The organism is Asanoa sp. NPDC050611 (assembly GCF_040654855.1).
Classification (GTDB): Bacteria; Actinomycetota; Actinomycetes; order Mycobacteriales; family Micromonosporaceae; genus Asanoa.
In genome coordinates, this window is sequence record NZ_JBFAIU010000021.1 from 23,450 (window position 1) to 40,752 (window position 17,303).

The 17,303-nt window shown below is 73.8% G+C and carries 16 protein-coding genes and 2 pseudogenes; 5 read left to right on the forward strand and 13 right to left on the reverse strand.

Annotated elements, in window-relative coordinates; all coding sequences use genetic code 11:
- Window positions 1–37: 37 nt before the first annotated feature.
- The 9 genes from AB0H87_RS05790 to AB0H87_RS05830 form a co-directional block, all read right to left on the reverse strand.
- On the reverse strand, window positions 38–1,600 hold the full coding sequence (locus AB0H87_RS05790; protein WP_360140247.1) for a SpoIIE family protein phosphatase: 1,563 nt from the start codon (window positions 1,598–1,600) through the stop codon (window positions 38–40).
- Window positions 1,587–2,933 (reverse strand): ATP-binding protein, encoded by a 1,347-nt coding sequence (locus AB0H87_RS05795; RefSeq protein WP_360140250.1) that lies wholly within the window; start codon window positions 2,931–2,933, stop codon window positions 1,587–1,589. Before AB0H87_RS05795 ends, AB0H87_RS05790 begins: the two co-directional genes overlap by 14 nt.
- Entirely contained in the window at window positions 2,930–3,952 is a 1,023-nt protein-coding gene (locus tag AB0H87_RS05800; RefSeq protein ID WP_360140253.1) for a SpoIIE family protein phosphatase, read from the reverse strand. Before AB0H87_RS05800 ends, AB0H87_RS05795 begins: the two co-directional genes overlap by 4 nt.
- Entirely contained in the window at window positions 3,940–4,359 is a 420-nt protein-coding gene (locus AB0H87_RS05805) for an anti-sigma regulatory factor (protein ID WP_360140256.1), read from the reverse strand. Before AB0H87_RS05805 ends, AB0H87_RS05800 begins: the two co-directional genes overlap by 13 nt.
- A complete protein-coding gene (locus tag AB0H87_RS05810; protein WP_360140259.1) occupies window positions 4,356–4,772 on the reverse strand; it encodes an STAS domain-containing protein in 417 nt (138 codons plus the stop codon). The genes AB0H87_RS05805 and AB0H87_RS05810 overlap by 4 nt, the downstream gene beginning before the upstream one ends.
- The gene (locus AB0H87_RS05815) at window positions 4,772–5,623 is read right to left on the reverse strand and encodes an STAS domain-containing protein (RefSeq protein ID WP_360140262.1); all 852 of its coding nucleotides are present in this window, start codon (window positions 5,621–5,623) and stop codon (window positions 4,772–4,774) included. Before AB0H87_RS05815 ends, AB0H87_RS05810 begins: the two co-directional genes overlap by 1 nt.
- 217 nt (window positions 5,624–5,840) lie before the next feature.
- Window positions 5,841–6,077, reverse strand: a complete 237-nt coding sequence (locus tag AB0H87_RS05820) for a S1 RNA-binding domain-containing protein (RefSeq protein ID WP_360140265.1) — start codon at window positions 6,075–6,077, stop codon at window positions 5,841–5,843.
- A 163-nt stretch (window positions 6,078–6,240) separates the two neighbouring features.
- Window positions 6,241–7,665 carry a trypsin-like serine protease gene (locus AB0H87_RS05825; protein ID WP_360140268.1) on the reverse strand — a complete coding sequence of 475 codons (1,425 nt, stop codon included), beginning with the start codon at window positions 7,663–7,665 and terminating at the stop codon, window positions 6,241–6,243.
- A 100-nt stretch (window positions 7,666–7,765) separates the two neighbouring features.
- Complete coding sequence (locus tag AB0H87_RS05830) at window positions 7,766–9,082, reverse strand: FAD-binding oxidoreductase (protein ID WP_360140271.1); 1,317 nt, start codon at window positions 9,080–9,082, stop codon at window positions 7,766–7,768.
- A 47-nt stretch (window positions 9,083–9,129) separates the two neighbouring features.
- Here AB0H87_RS05830 and AB0H87_RS05835 point away from each other — a divergent pair, with 47 nt between their 5' ends.
- Window positions 9,130–10,533: a PLP-dependent aminotransferase family protein gene (locus AB0H87_RS05835; RefSeq protein ID WP_360140274.1), complete on the forward strand. Its 1,404-nt coding sequence runs from the start codon at window positions 9,130–9,132 to the stop codon at window positions 10,531–10,533.
- Between the two features lie 30 nt (window positions 10,534–10,563).
- Here AB0H87_RS05835 and AB0H87_RS05840 read toward each other — a convergent pair.
- Together AB0H87_RS05840 and AB0H87_RS05845 are read right to left on the reverse strand one after the other, a co-directional pair.
- Window positions 10,564–11,919: pseudogene (locus AB0H87_RS05840) on the reverse strand (PH domain-containing protein); the annotation flags it as partial.
- Window positions 11,916–12,407, reverse strand: coding sequence for a PH domain-containing protein (locus AB0H87_RS05845; protein ID WP_360140277.1), 492 nt, complete (start codon window positions 12,405–12,407; stop codon window positions 11,916–11,918). The gene AB0H87_RS05845 and the pseudogene AB0H87_RS05840, both read right to left, overlap by 4 nt.
- A gap of 116 nt (window positions 12,408–12,523) precedes the next feature.
- Here AB0H87_RS05845 and AB0H87_RS05850 point away from each other — a divergent pair, with 116 nt between their 5' ends.
- Window positions 12,524–13,783 (forward strand): histidine kinase, encoded by a 1,260-nt coding sequence (locus AB0H87_RS05850; RefSeq protein ID WP_360140280.1) that lies wholly within the window; start codon window positions 12,524–12,526, stop codon window positions 13,781–13,783.
- Window positions 13,780–14,433, forward strand: coding sequence for a response regulator transcription factor (locus AB0H87_RS05855; RefSeq protein WP_360140283.1), 654 nt, complete (start codon window positions 13,780–13,782; stop codon window positions 14,431–14,433). Before AB0H87_RS05850 ends, AB0H87_RS05855 begins: the two co-directional genes overlap by 4 nt.
- On the opposite strand, the gene AB0H87_RS05860 is transcribed toward AB0H87_RS05855, so the two are convergent.
- Window positions 14,430–14,864 (reverse strand): GNAT family N-acetyltransferase, encoded by a 435-nt coding sequence (locus AB0H87_RS05860; protein WP_360140286.1) that lies wholly within the window; start codon window positions 14,862–14,864, stop codon window positions 14,430–14,432. The two genes, AB0H87_RS05855 and AB0H87_RS05860, sit on opposite strands and share 4 nt — an antisense overlap.
- A gap of 54 nt (window positions 14,865–14,918) precedes the next feature.
- Between AB0H87_RS05860 and AB0H87_RS05865 the strand changes: the two genes are divergently transcribed.
- Window positions 14,919–15,833, forward strand: coding sequence for a GNAT family N-acetyltransferase (locus AB0H87_RS05865; RefSeq protein WP_360140289.1), 915 nt, complete (start codon window positions 14,919–14,921; stop codon window positions 15,831–15,833).
- Between the two features lie 89 nt (window positions 15,834–15,922).
- Window positions 15,923–17,023: a hypothetical protein gene (locus AB0H87_RS05870; RefSeq protein ID WP_360140292.1), complete on the forward strand. Its 1,101-nt coding sequence runs from the start codon at window positions 15,923–15,925 to the stop codon at window positions 17,021–17,023.
- Here AB0H87_RS05870 and AB0H87_RS05875 read toward each other — a convergent pair.
- Window positions 17,013–17,303 (reverse strand): annotated as a pseudogene (locus AB0H87_RS05875) (hypothetical protein); the annotation flags it as partial. The gene AB0H87_RS05870 and the pseudogene AB0H87_RS05875 overlap by 11 nt on opposite strands.

The following is a 17,303-nucleotide window of genomic DNA, read 5'->3' on the forward strand; positions in this document are numbered from 1 at the left end:
CGCGAGGCGCCTCCGTTCGGGGGGCGCCTCGCCCGTTTCAGGCGGTGCGGCGGAGGGCGACCACGGCGATGTCGTCGGCCACGTGGGCCGTGGCCAGGTCGGTCAGGATGCGGTCGGCGTAGGCCTCCAGGTCGGGTTCGACGTGTGCCGCCGACACGGCCAGCGTGGCCAGGCCGTCGTCGATGTTCTCGGAGCGGCGTTCGACCAGGCCGTCCGTGTAGAGCACCATGGTCCCGCCCGGCGGGAGATACAGCTCCAGGTCGCCGGGGCGCGGTGCGGCCAGGCCCAGCAACGGGGCCCGGTGCTCCACGAACGCCGCAGTGCCGTTGACGACCAGCAGGGGTGGCGGGTGGCCCGCGTTGGCCAGGCGGATCCGGCCCGTCGCCGGGTCGAGCATGAGCAGACAGATCGTGGCCAGCTCGCCGGGCAGCAGCGCGCGCAGCAGCTGGTCCGTCTTGGCCAGCAGGGTCGCGGGCGGGTGGCCCTCGACCGCGTACGCCCGGACCGCGTGCCGCAACTCGGCCATCACCGTGGCGGCGTACAGGGAATGGCCCGTGACGTCGCCGATCGCGGCCAGCAGCTGGCCGTCGATCATCGTCAGCTCGTAGAAGTCGCCACCGACCTCGGTCTGCGCGCTCGCGGGCACGTACCGGACCGCGAGGTCGTAGCCCGCCACGGTCGGGATCCGTTGCGGCAACAGGCTGCGCTGCAGCGTGAGCGCGATCCGGTGCTCCTCGTCGAAGGTCCGCTGTGCCTCGACGGCGGTCGCCACGGACTGGACCAGCAGGCGCAGCACGTCCGCCTGCTCGCGCAGCACCGCGGCCGGCACCGCGACGTGCACCGGCGGGCGGTCGTCCCGCAACCGGGCCGTCCCGACCGCCACCTCGCCGGTCGGCCACTCGAGCTGGGGCCACTGCTCGCTCTGGTCCGTGCGGACCACCGCGCCGACGGGGACCACCACCGCCGCGGCCGGCCATTCCCGCACCACCGGATCCGCCGACGGGTCGGCGACCGCGGCCACCAGGCGGTCGCCCGCGGAGCTGCCCGCGGTGACCGTGTCCGCCGCGACCACGGCACCGCTGCCGAAGATCTCCGCCGCGCCGACCGCCGCGGCGGTCAGCAGTGCCGACAGCGTGCGCGCCGTGTTGACCGCGACCGTCGTCTCGGCCAGCCGGGTCAACCCCGCCGCGAGCGTCTCCGCGTGCCGACGGGCGCGGTAGTAGCGCAGCACCGCGTGCGCGGTCGCCACCAGCTCGTCGGGCTCGATCGGCTCGGCCAGGTACGCGTCGGCGCCGCGGGTCAGCCCCTGTGCCCGGTCGGCCACGTCGACCGCGTGCGCCGACACGTGGATGACCGGCGTCGCGGCCAGCGCCGGGTGGGACTTGATGCGTTCCGCGACCTCGAAGCCGCTCAGGTCGCCCAGCCGCACGTCCAGCACGACCAGGTCGATGTCGCCGGCGGCGACCCGCTCGAGCGCCGCCATCCCGCTGTCGGCCTCGACCACGGTGAAGCCCGCCCGGGTCAGCCAGCGGACGAGCAGGTAACGCTTCGCGTCGCTGTCGTCGACGACCAGGACCGTGGTGGGGTCAGGATGTTCCATCGACACCAGCCGCCGGCAGCCGGACCGTGAACGTGCTGCCCGCGCCGGGCTCGCTCGCCACGGTCAGCTCGCCGCCGAGCAGGGTGACCAGGCGGCGGGCGTACGGGAGCCCGAGGCCGGTGCCGGTCGCGCCGGTCGGTGAGCGCCCCGGCACCTGGTAGAACTCCTCGAAGATCCGGTCGTGCAGCTCGGGCGCGATGCCGACCCCGGTGTCGGTGACCTCGATCAGCCAGTCCCCGCCAGCACGGGAAGCGGTCATCCGGACCTCGCCCGCCGCGGTGAACTTGAGCCCGTTGTGCAGCAGGTTGCGCAACACCTGGGCGAGCAGCACCTCGTCGGAGCGGATCTCCGCCGGCGGCGCCGGGTCGCTGACCACCAGCTGGACGTCGCCGGTCGCCATCGCCCGCACGGTGCCGCGCAGCTGGCTGAACAGCCCTCGAAGGTCCACATCGGACCATTCCGGCTGGATCGTGCCCGACTCCGCCTTGGCCAGGTCGAGCAGGTCGTTGACGAGCCGCAGCAGGTCGGCGGCGGAACCGCGGATCAGCGTCACCTGCCGCCCCTGGTCCTCGGTCAGCGGGTCGGACTCCGGATCGTCGAGCAGCCGGGCCAGCCCGATCACGGCCGTGACCGGCGCCCGCAGCTCGTGGCTGACGTTGGCCAGGAAGCGGGTCTTCGCCTCGCTCGCCGCCCGCAGCTGCGCGGACCGCTCGTCCAGCTCGGCGTAGAGCGCCACCACGCCGCGGTTGGTCTCCTCCAGCTCGTCGGAGAGCTGGTTGTAGAGCGCCATCACGCCGCGGTTGGTCTCCTCGAGCTCGGCGTTGAGCCGGGCCAGCTCGTCGCGGTGCGCCCGGGTCTCCTCCAGGGCGGCGAGCAGCTGCTCGTTCTGCTCGGCCATCTCGTCGAGCGGCGTGCGCGGTGCGGAGCTGGACAGCTCCGCGCTGATGCGGTCGAGCCGCTCGGGCGTCAGCCCGGCCGTGGCGGGGATCCGCCGGCTCATCCGCACCACCGTCGTCGTCGGTCCGTCGTCGATCGTCAGGCTGTCGACCAGCCGGCCGAGGCTCGGCAGCTGCTCCGCCTGGCTCGGACCGATCGCGACGACCTCGATCTGCAGTGTCGCATCGTCGACGCCGAACCACACTTCGGCAGCGGTCGCGGGCGGCCCGACCCGCTCGTTGAACAGGGTGCGCCCGACCTCGCTGAGCGCGGTCGCCAGCCGCACCTGGTCCTGCCGTTCCAGCCCGACCGCCGCGGCCACCTCGCGGGCCCGTTGCCGCGCCACGAAGACGTCGGACTCGGTACGCAGCACGAGGTGCAGCAGGCGTACGGTCATCGGCCCGCCCTGGCCACCAGTACGCACGCGTCGTCGCGCCGCACACCGGCGTCACGCAACAAAGTGGCGGCGATCACCTGCGCCGACCGGTCCCGCAGCCCCGGGTAGTCCTCGAGCCGCCACCGGTCGACCACGCCGTCGGAGTGCATCGCCAGCACGGCGTCGGGCGCCGCGGGATAGCTGAACTCGCGGACCGCGCGGCGCTGGTGGCCGGCGATGCCGGGCAGCGAGACCAGGCCGCGCCGGCTCGTCCCGTCGACCAGGAAGCCGGCGATGTTGCCGAGCCCGGCGTAGCGCACCTGGCCCTCGTCGAGCTGGGCGACCGCGACGGCCGCGCCCCGGGTGTGCCGCACCGAGCGATGCACGTGCTCGATCACGGCAGCCGGCGGACCGGCGGGCGCGGCGCGGAACGCCTGCACCACCGCCGTGGTCGCGGCGGCGGCCAGCGGGCCGTGCCCGAGCCCGTCGCAGACCAGCACCTGGCGGCTGCCGTCGACCGTACGCATGGCGTATCCGTCGCCGCACGCCTCCTCGCCGCTCATCGGCCGGCTGATCGCGGCGGCCGCCGGACCCGTGGGCGTCGGCCCTGGCCAGACCTGCGCGACGGTGACCGTGCCGCGGCCCTCGACCGAGCTCATGTCGAGCCAGCCGGCCTGGCGGGCGATCGCGCCGAGGCCGATGCCGAGGGTGCCGGCCGTCGAGTGGCCGTCGCGGGCGAACCGGGTGAGGTCGCTCATGCCAGGACCGGCGTCGATCGCGACCAGCTCGACGCCGGCGACGTCGGCGGAGCGGACCGGGCGCACCAGCAGCCGGCCCTCGTCGGCGTGCTTGACCAGGTTGCTGGCCAGCTCCGTCGCGACGATCGCGAGCCCGCCGAGCCGGTTCTCGTCGAGGCCGACCTCGGCGCCCACCTCCTGCGCCGCCCGGCGCACGGCGCTGACCGCGCTGGACTCCTCCACCCGGAACCACAGCCCACCGTCGACGAGCCCGCTCTCGCGGCTCACCGCTAACGCGCCCATTTAGTGACGGTGATCCGGGTGCCCCGGCCCGCCGCGGTGTCGATCTCGAACTCGTCGACCAGCCGGCGCGCGCCGGACAGGCCGAGGCCCAACCCGTTGCCGGTGGTGTAGCCGTCGGTCAGCGCCAGGTCGAGGTCGGCGATGCCGGGGCCGTCGTCGGCGAAGACGATCCGGACGCCCGAGCGCCGGCCGCTGTCGACCACGGCCACTTCCGCGTCGCCACCGCCGCCGTAGACCAGGGTGTTGCGCGCCAGCTCGCTCGCCGCCGTGACCAGCTTGGTCTGGTCGACGAGCGACAGCTCGGCCGCGACCGCGACGGTACGCACGAGTTGCCGCACCCGGACCACGTCCTCGTCGGTGGCGATCGTCAGCACCTGCGGCTCACCGAGGCCGACGTCGGTGGTCACGGCATCGCCGGGCCGCGCTCGGAGGCGTCCAGGTCGATGCCGAGGTCGTCCGAGTCGCCGGCGCGGGACTGCGCCAGCAGCTCCATGCCCCGCTCGACGTTGAGCGCGGTGCGGATGCCGTTGAGCGACAGGCCGAGCTCGACCAGGGTGATCGCCACCGCCGGGCGCATGCCGACGACCACGGTCTCGGCGTCGAGCACCCGCGAGATCGCGGCGATCGAGGAGAGCATCCGCCCGACGAACGAGTCGACGATGTCCAGCGCCGTGATGTCGATGATGACGCCGTGGCAGCCGGTCGTGACGATCCGGTCGGCCAGGTCCTCCTGGAGCGCCAGCGCCGTCTGGTCCTGCATGTCGACCTGGATCGAGACGAGCAGGAGGTCGCCGATCTTGAGGACCGGGACGCGTTCCATCAGTTGCTCCGCGCCTTGCGGGTCGCCTCGATCAACCGCAGTGCGTGGCGCAGCGCGTCGGCCAGCGTCGCCTTCGTGGCGATGTCACCGAACTCGATGCCGAGGGCGACGATCGTCTGGGCGATCTGTGGCCGGATGCCCGAGATGATGCACTCGGCGCCCATCAGCCGCGCGGCGACCACGGTCTTGAGGATGTGCTGCGCCACCTGGGTGTCGACCGCGGGCACGCCGGTGATGTCGATGATGGCGTACGGCGAACCGGTGTCGACCAGCGTCTCCAGCAGCCGTTCCATGACCACCTGGGCGCGCGCCGAGTCGAGGGTGCCGACCAGCGGGATCGCGACCACGCCCTCCCAGAGCTTGACCACCGGCGTGGCCAGCTCGAGCAGCTGCTCGGCCTGGTCGGCGATCAGCTCCTCGCGGGTCTTGGCGTAGGTCTCGAAGGTGAACAGGCCGAGGTCGTCGATCATCAGGCCGGCCGCGATCAGGTCCGTGAGCACCTGAGGGTCGCCGTTGCGCACGTCGACCACGTCGAAGAGCGCCTTCTTGAGCCCGAACACCGTGACCGCCGTCTCGGCGGCGCTGAAGCCCTGGCGGGCCCGGCTGCGCGACAGGTCGACGAGCGTGGCGCGCAGGGCGGCGGAGTTGTCACCGTTGATCTCGAACCCGCCGCCACGCAGTGCGTCGATGATCGACCGGTGCAGGTCGTTAACCTGTTTGAGCAGCTCAGCCCTGGTCAGCCGGCCACGCAGGGGCGCCGCGACGGTGTCGGTCCAGCTCGCGGTGATCTTGTCGGAGTGAGTTTCGAGCAGCGCCGCGAGGCGGCCGCTCTCCTCCACGGTCAGTCCCATCCATACCCTCCCCGGGGACCCGGCCGGCCGGTCGGGATGTGGCCAGCCGGCAGACCGTACCACCCGTTCGTCGAATCCATGTCTGGCGGCAACTACTTCGAGATTTAGCCTGCGCGGATATCACTTAGGGCATCGCTGCGGTGTTGTCCGCCCTCTGGACGGACTGACCGATTCGCCGGCGGGATCCGGGGGCGGCGCCACCCCCGGAGACCGTCGGTCAGGCTGGGTGCACGGCGAAGCGTCGCGATTCCGCGTCGATGGCGGCGATGCGGACCGGGACGACCGTGCCCTCTTCCAGCGGGATCGGCCATTCGCGCGCGGGCGCGAAGCCGTCGACCTCGTCGATGCGGATGAACGCGCCGAACGGTACGACGCTCACCACGTCGCCGTGTACGACCGAGCCGACCTCGAAGCGCGCCGCGAACGCGGACCAGGATTCGTCAGAAACGGGCATGTCAGATGTTCACCTCCTCTCGGACTCTCGAAAGAGCAACAGCGGAGAGGAGGCGCCGGCGGGCCGCGGGCCCGCGGGGCGGTCAAGAGATGGCCGGGTAACCGTTCGAAGAAAGGCCCGTCAGAAGGGCCGACCCGGCAGTCACCCGGCCATCATAGGTGGGTCAGAGCGTCAGCGTCCACGAGTTGAGGTAGCCGGTGTCCGCCGACGCCGCGTCGCGCACCCTCAGCTTCCAGGCACCGTTGCGAGCCTCGCCGGACAGGTTGACCGTGAAGGTCTGGTCGACGTTGTCGGCGCTGCCACCGCTGCGGTTCAGCAGCGTGTAGACGGAGCCGTCCGGTGCGACGAGCGAGACGACCAGATCACCGCGGTACGTGTGCACGATGTGCACCTCGACCGTCGACGTGCTGGACGCGTTGCCGGCACAGCCCGACACCGTGATGGTGCTCTCCACCGTGGACAGATCCGGGATCGACAGGTCCGTGCCGTTGGTGTTGGCGCCGCAGCCACCGACCGCGCTGACGGTCCAGGTGTACGAGGTGCTGCCCGAGCCCCCGGCCGACGCCGTCGCGGTGACCGTGACGCCGTAGGAGCCCGCGGTCGTCGGGGTGCCGGTGACCGTGCCGGTCGACGACGAGATCGACAGGCCCGGCGGGAGGCCGGTCGCCGACCACGTGTACGGCGCGGTGCCGCCGGAGGCGCTGTGTGTCGCCGAGACCGCGGTGCCGACCGTCGAGGAGCGCCCACCGGGGTTCGCCACCGCGACGCCGCCGCCCGGCGGGCCACCGCCCAGGGAGACCGCGGCCGCGAGGATGTCGGCGGCGAAGTAGCGCACCTCGGTGTAGACGCCGGGCGCGTTCGGCTGCGCGCAGCCGATGCCCCACGAGGTGATGCCGACCTGCACCCACTCGTTGCTGGCGTTCCGCTTGAACATCGGGCCGCCGGAGTCGCCCTGGCAGGTGTCGATGCCGCCGCCGGGCAGCACGCCGGCGCAGATCTCCTCGTTGGGGATCAGGCCGGAGTACGAGCCGCCCTGCGCCGCGCAGGTGCTGTCGCTGATGAACGGCACGGTCGCCTTGCGCAGGTAGCGCGACTGGCCGCCGCCCTGCACCGTGGCGCCCCAACCGGCCACCGTGAACGAGCCGCTGTGCAGCGACGTGTCCGTCGCGATCTTCAGCAGCGGGCTGTTGATCGGGCTCGACAGGCGGATCAGCGCCCAGTCCTTCCCGTCCCCGGTGTAGCCGGGTGCCCGGTAGACGTAGTTGGACGTCCGGGTGGTCCGGGCGGGGTCCTGCAGGTCGACGACGCCCCAGGTCGCCGTGATCGACGTGTTGGTGCCGGTGGCGCCGACGCAGTGTGCGGCGGTCAGCACCAGGCTCGGCGTGTACATCGCGCCGCCGCAGCCCATCGACAGCCGCACCATCCACGGGAACTCGCCCTGCGTGGCCAGCGATCCGCCGACCACCTCGTTGGGACCGCTCGGGACCGGCTCGGGCGACGCGCTGGCCGGGCCGGCCAGTGCGCCACCGCCGGCCGCCAGCGCGGCCGCGGTCACCACACCCAGCAGCATCCGTCTCAGTCGGGACAAAGCATCCTCCCCCAGAAACCTCGTGAGTTTCGGGGAATTTAGCGCCTTCGATCCGTTGGCCGGTCATACCGAAAACACAGGTAGGTGCGTGTGATGTCCCCTAGTTGGGGGCGATGTTCTGGTTCAGATGGAAGACGTTGGCCGGGTCGTACGCCCGCTTCAGCTCGGTCAGCCGCGCCAGCTTCGCGGCCGGGAACGCGCGCCGGACGCCGGCCGCACCCTCGTCGCTGAGCACGTTGAGGTACTGGCCGCAGGAGTACGCCGTGAGCGGCTCGGCCGCGGCCCGGGCGGCGGCCATCCGGTCGGCGTCCTCGGCCGGGTCGCTCCACCGGGCCGCCGCGACGAGCTCGAAGAGCGTGCCCCGCTGCCCGTACGCCGCCTCGTCGTCCGGCACGTCCTGGATCGCGCCGCCGTACGCCTGCAGGGAAACGCCCGGCCGCAGCGCCTCGTCGCCGCCGCCCCGGGCCGCGAACGCCGCTGCCGCCGCGGCCGGGAAGCGGTCGAGGTAGAGGCCCTTCCAGTAACGCCGGAAGTGGTGCCCGCCCGTGGTGTCCTCCATCGTCTGCAGCTCCAGATAGGACAGTTCGCGGACCGACCCGCGGCGGGCGCGGCCCAGCCCGGCGAAGTCGGTGGTGAGCCGCCGGCCGGCCGCGGGGTCGCCGATCCAGACGAAACCGACGTCCACGGTCCCCGCCGTGCCGACCGTGGCGGTGAACGTGGCCTGCCGGGGTGCGGCCGCGCTCAGGTCGCGCCAGCCCTCGAGCACGGGCACCGCGTCGGCCGGGTCGAACGCGTACTCGGCGATCAGTGCCCGGGTGCCGGTCTCGTGGAGTTGGAACTCGAAGGACGTCACGATGCCGAAGTTGCCGCCGCCGCCGCGCAGGCCCCAGAACAGCTCGGGGTGCTCGGCCCGGCTCGCGGTGAGCACCTCGCCGGCCGCGGTGACCACCTCGTACGAAAGCACGTTGTCGCAGCTCAGCCCGTACTGCCGGGCCAGCCAGCCCATGCCGCCACCGAGGGTGAGCCCGCCGACGCCGGTGTGCGAGACGTTGCCGGCCGTGGTGGCCAGGCCGTGGGCCTGCGCGGCCCGGTCGAGCGCGCCGAGCAGCGCGCCACCCTGGACCCGGGCCCGCCTGGTGCGCGGGTCGACGGTCACGCCACCCATCGGGGTGAGGTCGATCATCAGACCGTCGGCGGGCACGGCGAGGCCGAGCACGCTGTGCCCACCGCAGCGGACGCCGATCTCGAGGTCGTGCTCGCGGGCGTAGCGCACGGCGTTGACCACGTCGGCGACCGTGCCGCAGCGGACGATGAGTCTGGGCCGGCGGTCGACCATCGCGTTCCAGACGGAGCGCGCGTCGTCGTAGCCGAAGTCGGTGGGGGTGAGGATCTGGCCGGTGAGGGATGTCGTCGTCATGGCACACACGGTGCCAAGAATCGGTACTAGCTATAAGCTCCGATTCCATGGTGGAATCCTGGACCAATTCCTCGTCGGCCGCCGACCTGCTGGTCGGGTTGGACCGGGCCGCGCCCCAGGCCCTGCACCGCCAGATCGAGACCGCCATCCGGGACGGCATTCGCTCCGGTCGGCTGCCGCTCGGCGCCTCGCTGCCGCCGACCCGCGCGCTCGCGACCGACCTCGGCGTCTCCCGCGGCATCGTCGTCGAGGCGTACCAGCAGCTCGTCGCCGAGGGCTACCTGAGCAGCCGGCCCGGTGGCTACACCCGGGTCGCCGCCGGCCCGGCGGCGCCGGCTCCGACCGTGCCGGCCGAGCCCGTGGCGCCCGTCCGGATCGACTTCGGCTACGGCCGGGCCGACGTCGCGCACTTCCCCCGCGCGGCCTGGCTGCGCTCGCTGCGCCGGGTGCTGACGCTGGCGCCCAACGACCGGTTCGGGTACTCGAGCGGGCGCGGCGTGCCGGAGCTGCGGCTCGCCCTCGCCGAATACCTGAACCGGGTCCGCGGCACCGTGGCGACCGCCGATACGACCGTGGTCACCAACGGCTTCGCACAGGGCATCGCGCTGCTCGTCCAGGTGCTCGCCGCGCGCGGTGCCCGGCGGCTGGCGGTCGAGGACCCGTCGCCCGACGACGACGCGCAGCTGCACGCCCGCGCCGCCGGCCTCGAGGTGGTCGGCGTGCCCGTCGGCCCGGACGGCATCGACGTGGCCGCGCTGGCCGAGGTGCGGGCCGACGCGCTGGTGCTGACGCCGTCGCATCAGTGGCCGACCGGCGGCGTGCTGCCGGCGCCGGCGCGGGCGGCCGTGCTGCGCTGGGCCCGCGCCAACGACGCGGTGGTGGTCGAGGACGACTACGACGCGGAGTACCGCTACGACCGCTCGCCGGTCGGCGCGCTGCAGGGCCTCGACCCGGATCACGTGGTGTACGCGGGCACGGCCAGCAAGACCCTCGCCCCGGGCCTGCGGGTCGGCTGGCTCGTGGCGCCGGCGGCGCTGGTCGACGACCTCGCGGCGGCGAAGGTCGCCGCCGACCGGGGTGGCTCGGCGGTCGACCAGCTCGCGTTCGCCGACTTCCTCGCGCACGGCGAGTTCGACCGGCACCTGCGCCGGATGCGGCCGATCTACCGGCGCCGGCGGGACGCCGTGCTGGCCGGCCTGGCCCGGCACCTACCGGAGTTCCGCCCGGCCGGCGTGGCCGCCGGTCTGCACCTCGTCGCCTGGCTCCCGCCGGGCCTGCAGGAGGACACCGTCATCCGCGCCGGGCTCGGCCGGGGCGTCAACGTCAACGGCGTCGGCCCCTACCGGCTCACGCCCGGCCCTGCCGGACTGATCTTCGGCTACGCCACCCTCGACCCGCCGGCGATCGACGAAGGGCTCGCCCTGCTCGCCGCCGGCCTCCGGGCGCACTAGCGCGACGACCTCGCTCGCGGCGATGTCGTGCGCGACGTACGCGCCCTGCCCGGCCGCGGTCGTGGCGGTCACGGTGGCGAGCCCGAGCCGGCGCTGGAAGAAGGACTGCTTCACCCGCCAGCCGATCACCGCACCGTGGCGCAGTGCGGCGGTCGAGCGGGTCAGCAGGCCCGACCGGACCACGAGATAGCCGTCGTGCACGGTGTGGCCGAGGCTGCGGTACGCGACGACCGCGCCCGCCGTCGTGGCCACCAGCAGGCTCGGGAAGAGCCAGGCGGCGGAGAGCCGGTCGGTGAACCGGGCGTCGACGAGCAGGACGGCCGCCGTCGTGACCGCGGCCCAGACGACCGCCTTGACCAGCCGGCGGCGCAGCGCGGCGGGCGGCGCGGGCCGCAGCGGCACGCTCAGCACGTCGCTGCCCAGGATCCGCGAGGCGGTCGTCCGGGCGAGGGAGAGCGGCCCGCGGGGCAGGATCGTGGCGCCGGCGGCCGCGCTCCAGAGGCTGACGCCGGTGGTGATCAGGGTGGTGTCGGCGACGCCCAGCCACCGCCACGCCTGCGGTTGGCTGATCTGCATGCCGCGGATGCGGTGCTCCTCGCGGTCGACCGAGTGCGTGCGCAGCAGCCCCTGTGTCGTGCGGAGGCTGCCGGCCGGGGTGCGGATGAGCCGGAAGTTCCAGTGCGTGGCCACGAAGCCGCTGACCATGCCGACGCTGGCCACCACGGTGAAGCCGGCCACGGCGAGGGCGACGATCCACCCCACCGGCCGGCCGTCGGCCAGCTCGCGAGCGTGGTCGTACGCGTCGTAGCCGAACAGCCGCCCGAGCCAGTAGCCGCCCCAGAGCAGGCCGGCGCCGCTCAAGATGCCCCAGACGCTGAACATGTTGTAGAAGACCCAGCTCGGCTGGAAACGGGCGAGAAGCTCGCCGTTCTCGTCGGCGGTCACCGTCGCCGGGTCCAGGATCTCGTGCAGCCGCCGGGCGGTCGCCGTCGAGACCGCGTCGATGCGCAGGGCCGCGGTCGCGCCGGCGACCCCGGTCAACCCGGCGCCGACGGTGACCACCCGCAGCCCGAAGAGCCGGTGCGTCAGCCGGGCCTCGCTGCCCACGCTGCGGATCCGGTCGCGGGCGATCCACCGCTCCTTGCGGGTGAACAGGCCGCCGCGCACCTCGACCCGCTCGTCGGTGATCCGGTAGCGGGTGGTGGCCCAGCGCGCCACGTCGGCCGCCGCTCGGGTCACGCCGAGCACGGCCACCACGAGCGCCGGCCAGGCGTCACCGGGTTCGAGGCCGAGGACACCGGCGGCGATCGCGGTGGGCACCAGCGAGAGCGCCGCCCGCACCAGGTCGACCGCGATCACCTTGCGGTCGAGCCGCAGCCACGTCACGTCGCGTCCCCCGCGGTCCGGCCGACGGTCGCGGTGAGCCGGGCCGCGACCTCGGTCGCCTCGGCGTCGGGCAGCGCGACAAGCTGCACGGGTCCGCTCGCGGAGGCGGTCGTCACGGTCACGGTGGCGAGGCCGAGCGCCCGCTGCAACGGGCCACGGGTCGCGTCGACGGTCTGCACCCGGGACAGCGGCGCGACCCGCCACTCGCGGACGAACCAGCCGGACAGCGCGTAGACGGCGTCGTCCGTCGCCTCCCAGCGGTGCACCCGGTAGCGCCACGACGGCACGACGGCGGCGTGCGCGACGGTCAGCACGGCCAGCGCGATGAGCACCGGGCCGAGCCAGGGTCGCCACGAGTCGACGAACAGGAAGACGATCAGGCCGGCGAGGACGGGTATCCCGCCGCCCAGCGCGCCGCGCAGCGTCCACCAGACCACCGCCCGGGGTGCGACGCGATGCCGGGGCGGGTGCAGTCCGAGTTCCCCCATCGACACAGGGTGACGGCAGGGGGCAAGCCCCGCCACTGTCCAAGGGCTATCGCCGTTGGCCGGTCGGCCAGGATTCCTGGTCGGGCGGCGATCGCCGGGCGCCGTACCCTCGCGGCATGGCCCTGCGCACGCACCCGTTCCACGCGCCGCCGTGGCTGCTGCCCGGGCAGCTGGCCGGCCTGTCGGTCGACGAGCCGCGACGCCGGCGCACCGCCCGGGACTGGGCGGCCGACGCGGTGCTGTTCCTGGTGGCGCTCGGGTTCATCGTGTTCAGCGGCGAGGAGACGCCCTACTACGTCGGCGAGGTGCCGGGGTGGTTCCACACGGTCGACCCGTTCATCAGCCTCGCGGCGTGCCTCGTGCTGTGGCTGCGGCGGCGGCATCCGCTGGCGGTCGCCGGCTTCGTGTTCGTGGCCTACATGATCGGCGACAGCGCCACCGGCGCGGCGCTGGTGGCGGTGCTGACCGTCGCCGTGCACCGCGGCTGGCAGGTCTCCGTGCCGGTCGCGCTGGCCTTCCTCGTGCCGTCGCTGTGGTTCAGCTTCACGACCCCGCCGCCGACCGTGCCGTGGCAGGCGATGGCGGTGATCGTGTTCCTGATGTTCGTCGTGCCGCTGGTGTGGGGGATGGCGGTGCGGTCGCGCCGGCAGGTCGTGGTCGGCCTGCGCCGCGACGCCGAGTGGGCCGCCCGCGACCACGAGCACCGGCTGGCCGACGCGCGCCGGGCGGAGCGCGAGCGGATCGCCCGCGAGATGCACGACACGCTCGCACACCGCATCTCGCTGATCTCGGTGCACGCCGGCGCGCTGGCCTACCGCTCGGCGCAGGCCGAGGCGGGCGCGGGTCGCCCGCTCGACGCCGCCGACGTCGGCGCCGCCATCGACGTGATCCACGGCAACGCCCGGCGGGCGCTGGTCGAACTCGGCGACGTGCTCGAGGTGCTGCGCACCGACGCCGAGGACGGCGAGCCCGCCGGCCCGCAGCCGCGGATCGCCGACATCACCCGGTTGGTCGCCGACGCGGAGGCGGTGGGCCAGCGGGTGGCCGTCACGGTCGAGTGCGAGCCCACCGACACGTTGCGCGCCGCCGTACAGCGCACCGTCTACCGAACCGTCCAAGAAGGACTGACCAACGCCCGCAAGCACGCGCCCGGCGCCCGGGTCGAGGTGCGGGTGACCGGTGCGCCGGGCGAAGGCGTGACGGCCGTGGTGAGCAACCCGCTGGCGCCGGGCGTCTCCGCGCCGAGTGCGGTGCCGGGCGCGGGCGTCGGGCTGACCGGGCTCGCGGAGCGGGTGGCCCTCGACGGCGGCACGCTGGAGCACGGACCGGAGCTGGGATGTTTCCGGCTGGTCACCCGGCTACCGTGGCCGGCATGACGGAGCCGGTGCGGGTGCTGCTCGTCGACGACGACGCGTTGGTGCGGGCCGGGCTGCGGCTGATGCTCGGCGGCGCGCCCGACATCGAGGTGGTCGGCGAGGCCGTCGACGGCGCCTCGGTGCCCGACCAGGTGACCCGGACCCGGCCGGACGTGGTGCTGATGGACGTGCGGATGCCGGTCGTCGACGGGATCGCCGCGACCCGGGCGCTCGCCGGGACCCGGTCCGCGGTGATCGTGCTGACCACCTTCGACGCCGACGCCACCGTGGTCGAGGCGTTGCGCGCCGGCGCGGCGGGCTTCCTGCTCAAGCACACCCCGCCCGAGCAGATCGTCGAGGCGGTCCGCCGGGCGGCGGCGGGGGAGCCGGTGCTCTCGCCGAGCGTCGCGCGCAAGCTGATCGACCACGTGGCGACCGGCGGCGACACCACGCGCCGGGAGCGGGCCCGCGCGCGGCTGGCGGCCCTCTCCGAACGCGAGCGGGCGGTGGCCGGCGCGGTCGCGCAAGGGCTGTCGAACGGTGACATCGCGGAGCGCCTCTTCATGTCGGTCGGCACGGTCAAGGCACACATCTCGAGCGCCCTGACCAAGCTCGACCTGACCAACCGCATCCAGCTCGCCCTGCTGGCCCACGACGCCGACGAGAGCTAGCGGCGCCGCGCCACCACCTCGTCGTCCTCGTGCTCGCCGGTCTCGACGAAGCCCAGGCTGGCGTAGAGGGCGCGGGCCGCGGCGTTGTCCGGCTGGTAGGAGAGGGCGAAGCTGGGCGCGTCGATCTCGGCGAGGGCCGCGGTCACCGCCGCCCGGCCGTAGCCCTTGCCCTGCCGCGCCGTGTCGATGGTGATGCCGCCCAGCCAGGCGGCGCCGTCCTCGGGGTCGATCGCCCACATCAGGAAGCCGACCACGGTGCCGTCGGCGTCGGTGACGGCCAGGGGCCGCCAGCCGACCCGGCTGTAGTGGCAGAGCGCCAGGTAGTAGGCCGGATCCGCGACCCAGTCGCGTTGCGCCTCGGTGACCGTGAGGCGGGCGACCGCGCGCCAGTTGTCGGCGTCGACCGGTCGGAGGGAGACGGAGACATCCATGCCGGCGATAGTGCCATCCGTAAATCCGGTTGCGCCGCCTGTTAGACATTTCGCATGACGACCGTACGGCCGGGCACCCTCGACGACGCGGCCCCGCTCCTCGACCTCCGCCGCGAGGTGTTCCCGTGGCAGGTCAACACCGTGGCGGGTCTGCGGCACGGCTGGGAGCTGGCCGCGCGCAACGCCAAGGGCGCGCTGTTCGCCGTCGACGACGAGCACGGGCTGGCCGGCTTCGCCCGCGCCGACCTCAACATCTGGACCTCCGAGGCGGGCGCCGCCAGCGCGACGACGATCGTGCGGCCCGACGCCCGGGGGCGGGGGATCGGCAGCGCGCTGCTGGCCGCGGCCGAGGCCCACCTGCGCTCGGTGGGCGGCCGCAAGCTGGTCGTCCACGCCGTCGACGAGCCGCACACCCTGCGGTTCCTGGAGAAGCGGGGTTTCACGCTGACCTTCGAGGTGCGCTACCAGCGGCTCCTGCTCGCCGACCTCCCGCCGACGCCCGAGCTGCCGGCCGGGGTGACCACCGCGAGCATGGCCGAGGTCGGTCCCGAGGCCGTGTTCAGCGTCGACGCCGAGGCCATGGTCGACGAGCCGTCCGACACCCCGTTCGACAAGATCGAATACGACGAGTGGCTCGCCGACGTCTGGCAGGACCCCAACCTCGACAAGGACCTGAGCCTCGTCGTGCTGGTCGACGGCGAGCCGGCGACCATGACGTTCCTCTCCGCCGACCGCGAGGGCGGCCGGTTCATGTCGACGGGCACCGGCACGCGGCGCGCCTACCGCGGGCGCGGCCTGGCGAAGATCGCCAAATCGGTCGCATTCCGGGCAGCGCGGGACGCCGGGTTCACGACGGGATACACCGGCAACGACGAGGTCAACAAGCCGATGCTGGCGATCAACGAGTGGCTCGGCTACCGCGCTGTCGGCGCCGAGCGCTCGGCCGTCAAGCAGCTCGCCGGAGGGTAACCGGGGCCCGCCAATCGCGGCCCGGATCCGGGGTTCGCGCCGGACCGCCGGCCGGTCTTCCTACCGTGGAAAACGGGGGGAGATCGGCCATGCTTAGTACTGCCCTGTCCCTCGCGCTCCTGGCACCCGCACTGCCCGTGGCGGCAGCGCCCGCGGCGGCGGCACAGCCCGACGCCAGCCAGGTGGACGTGGCGGTGACCAGCACAGGAAACAACCGGGACGCGGACTTTTCCGTCGTCGTCCGCAACTTCACGGCGGCGCCGACGGAGCTGTCGGTGCGGCAGAGTGTGCCCGACGGCGCCGGCGTCACGGCCACGAGCCCGGCACCCGGGCCGGGCGGTTCGCCCGGCCCGGGGTCGCCGAACGAGATCGTCTGGCCCGTGCGGCTCGGCCCGTACGAGGCGACGACACTGACCGCGACGTTCACGCCCGACCATGGCGGCACACCGCTGTCCGGCGGGGCGTGCGCGTACGTCGGCTGGGCCGGCGAGCCGGTCGACTGCGCGGCGACGGTCTGGACACCGGCCGGTCCGGCGGTCGTCGCGGAACCCGAGCCGTGGTGGCGGCACTGGTGGGTGGCGGCGCTCGGCATGCTGCTGGTGGCGACGACCGTCGTGCTCGTCCGGTACGGCTGGCCCCGCGCCGCCGCCCGGGTCACGGCGCTGACCGACCGTGGCCGCGCCGGCGTCGCCGTGGTGACGGCCCTGGTCCTGCTGACCGGTCTCGGCGTGCTGGCGGTCGCGCTGGCCTTGCCCCGGCTGGCGTCGGCCACCACGGCGACGGCACAGCGTGGGCCCGGTTCCGGCTGGCTCGGACCGGTGTCGACCGGCGCGCTCGGCACGCCGCTGCGCGAGAACGCGTTCGAGTTCACGGCGTACCGGTTCACCTGCGTGCCCGAGGGTGGCGGCCAGCGCTGCACCGCCGTGGTCGGCCTGACCAACCGCAGCGCGACGGCGGAGTACTGGCACCCGCACCTGCAGCGCCTGGCCACCGCCGGGGGCCAGGAGGTGCACACCGACGAGATGGCGACGCGGGCGGTCAACGGCGGCCGTGACGTGTTCGCGGCGCCGGTGGCGCCCGGCGACCAACGGCTCGCCCAGGTCACGTGGGCGATCCCGGCGAGCGCCACACCGGACACCGTGGAGCTGCACAGCGGCGCGTTCGCGAACGGCGTCCGGGTCAGGGTGTGAGCGCGAACCAGGTCATCGCCTGGCCGTGCGAGCGGGCGTACGCCAGCGGCCGGCCGTCGAGGCTGACCACGTTGTGCAGCCCCGCGTCCGGCGGCGCGGGCAGCGGGCCGAGGTCGAGCACGTCCGCCGTCTCGACGGCGATCCAGTGCCCGGGCAGGTCGCGGACGAGCGCGACGAACGCGTCCCGGCGCGGCGGCGTGATGTTCTCGACCTCGCCCATGACCCGGTCGCCGGCCGCGTACACGTAGAACTCCGTGACCTTGCCGCCCTTGTTGGTGAC

What these genes read in the sequence shown, in the direction of transcription:
- AB0H87_RS05790 (WP_360140247.1), bottom strand. Translation starts at nt 1,600, where the DNA reads ATGGAACATCCTGACCCCACCACGGTCCTGGTCGTCGACGACAGCGAC.
- AB0H87_RS05795 (WP_360140250.1), bottom strand. Translation starts at nt 2,933, where the DNA reads ATGACCGTACGCCTGCTGCACCTCGTGCTGCGTACCGAGTCCGACGTC.
- AB0H87_RS05800 (WP_360140253.1), bottom strand. Translation starts at nt 3,952, where the DNA reads ATGGGCGCGTTAGCGGTGAGCCGCGAGAGCGGGCTCGTCGACGGTGGG.
- AB0H87_RS05810 (WP_360140259.1), bottom strand. Translation starts at nt 4,772, where the DNA reads ATGGAACGCGTCCCGGTCCTCAAGATCGGCGACCTCCTGCTCGTCTCG.
- AB0H87_RS05815 (WP_360140262.1), bottom strand. Translation starts at nt 5,623, where the DNA reads ATGGGACTGACCGTGGAGGAGAGCGGCCGCCTCGCGGCGCTGCTCGAA.
- AB0H87_RS05820 (WP_360140265.1), bottom strand. Translation starts at nt 6,077, where the DNA reads ATGCCCGTTTCTGACGAATCCTGGTCCGCGTTCGCGGCGCGCTTCGAG.
- AB0H87_RS05830 (WP_360140271.1), bottom strand. Translation starts at nt 9,082, where the DNA reads ATGACGACGACATCCCTCACCGGCCAGATCCTCACCCCCACCGACTTC.
- AB0H87_RS05835 (WP_360140274.1), top strand. Translation starts at nt 9,130, where the DNA reads ATGGTGGAATCCTGGACCAATTCCTCGTCGGCCGCCGACCTGCTGGTC.
- AB0H87_RS05845 (WP_360140277.1), bottom strand. Translation starts at nt 12,407, where the DNA reads ATGGGGGAACTCGGACTGCACCCGCCCCGGCATCGCGTCGCACCCCGG.
- AB0H87_RS05850 (WP_360140280.1), top strand. Translation starts at nt 12,524, where the DNA reads ATGGCCCTGCGCACGCACCCGTTCCACGCGCCGCCGTGGCTGCTGCCC.
- AB0H87_RS05855 (WP_360140283.1), top strand. Translation starts at nt 13,780, where the DNA reads ATGACGGAGCCGGTGCGGGTGCTGCTCGTCGACGACGACGCGTTGGTG.
- AB0H87_RS05860 (WP_360140286.1), bottom strand. Translation starts at nt 14,864, where the DNA reads ATGGATGTCTCCGTCTCCCTCCGACCGGTCGACGCCGACAACTGGCGC.
- AB0H87_RS05865 (WP_360140289.1), top strand. Translation starts at nt 14,919, where the DNA reads ATGACGACCGTACGGCCGGGCACCCTCGACGACGCGGCCCCGCTCCTC.
- AB0H87_RS05870 (WP_360140292.1), top strand. Translation starts at nt 15,923, where the DNA reads ATGCTTAGTACTGCCCTGTCCCTCGCGCTCCTGGCACCCGCACTGCCC.